The organism is Phormidesmis sp. 146-33 (assembly GCF_052939515.1).
This window is the reverse complement of record NZ_JBJPHU010000274.1, coordinates 1-1,602: the sequence shown is the minus strand read 5'-3', so window position 1 is coordinate 1,602 and position 1,602 is coordinate 1. Positions and strand designations below refer to the sequence as shown.

Genomic DNA, 1,602 nt, shown 5'->3' with positions numbered 1-1,602 from the left:
TGCGATCGCACTACAACTCTTGTTTGACATTCCACTAGCCGTAGGTGTCTGCATCACTGCTCTAGATATCTTTGTGGTGCTGTTCCTACAAAACAAGGGCTTTCGCTATATTGAAGCGCTAGTAATCGCGGTGATCATCGTGATTGGAGGGTGCTTTATTGCTGAACTAATCTTTGCTCGTCCTGATTTGGCAGGCGTTTTACAAGGTTATCTTCCTCAAGCAAAAGTGGTGCAAAATCCTGAAGCACTCTACATTGCGATCGGGATTTTAGGGGCAACGGTCATGCCACATAACCTTTATCTCCACTCTGCGATCGTTCAAACACGCGATTGGCAAGATACCTCAGAGAAAAAGCATGAAGCCATTAGATTTGGAACTATTGATTCAACCGTTGCGTTGTCAATTGCTTTATTTATCAACTCAGCGATTTTGATTTTGTCTGCTGCTAGCTTTCACTTCTCTGGTTATCAAGACGTGGCAGAAATCCAAGATGCTTACAAGCTTCTATCTCCCCTGCTTGGGGTTGGGACTGCCAGTGTGATTTTCGCGATCGCTTTGCTGGCATCCGGGCAAAACTCTACCTTAACTGCAACGATGGCTGGGCAGATTGTGATGGAAGGATTTCTCCAGATCCGTTTAAAGCCCTGGCTGCGTCGTTTACTGACTCGCCTGGTTGCGATCGTTCCAGCCCTTGTGACAATTATTTTCTTTGGTGAAGGAAGTACAACCAATTTGCTGATTCTGAGTCAAGTGATTCTGAGTTTTCAGCTTCCGTTTGCAGTCATTCCACTCATTATGTTTACCAGCGATCGTCGGCTAATGGGAGAGTTTGTCAATCCTCGCTGGCTCAAAGTAACCGCTTATGCAGTCGCAACTGTCATCGTTGGATTAAATGCTTGGTTATTGCTACAAACCTTCTCAGGGTGGCTTGTTTAGCATCATCAAACCTTGAAATAAAAGCTTTATCTCAAAACTCTAGTTGCATTGAAGACGGCTAACAATGCGACACCCACATCTGCAAATACAGCCTCCCACATGGTAGCAACACCAAAGATGCCTAGCGTAATGAACAGACCCTTCACAGACATTGCCATGATGATGTTTTGCCAAACAATTCGACGGGTCTTTCGAGCGATTTGAATCGCTTCTGCCACTTTAGAAGGGGCATCGGTCATCAAAACGACATCTGCCGTCTCGATCGCAGCATCTGAACCCAATCCACCCATTGCGATCCCGACATCGGCTCTAGCAATCACGGGCGCATCGTTAATCCCATCTCCGACAAAAGCAACTTTGCCATTTTGCCCAACTTTGCGGAGCAGGGCTTCAATTGCAGTCACCTTGTCTTCAGGTAATAATTCAGCATGATAAGCGCTTATATTCAGCGTTTCAGCGACTCGTTGAGCAACAGCTTGAGCATCTCCCGTCAGCATCACAATCGTTTTGACGTTGAGTGCTTTTAGAGATTGAACAGCACTTGCAGCATCCGACTTTAGCTGATCAGCGATCACCAGGTATCCGGCGTAGAGACGATCGACCGCTAAATGCACCACAGTTCCCTCTATCTGACAGGTATCATGGACAATATTTTCTCGATGCAG

At 46.2% G+C, this 1,602-nt stretch carries 2 protein-coding genes; one reads left to right on the top strand and one right to left on the bottom strand.

What is annotated here, in order from left to right; translation table 11 throughout:
- Nucleotides 1–937: Nramp family divalent metal transporter (locus ACJ2PR_RS35890; protein WP_446880638.1), on the top strand; the 937-nt coding region annotated here is incomplete at its 5' end.
- A 26-nt stretch (nucleotides 938–963) separates the two neighbouring features.
- On the opposite strand, the gene ACJ2PR_RS35885 is transcribed toward ACJ2PR_RS35890, so the two are convergent.
- The coding region (locus ACJ2PR_RS35885; RefSeq protein ID WP_446880637.1) for an HAD-IC family P-type ATPase at nucleotides 964–1,602 on the bottom strand (639 nt) is incomplete at its 5' end.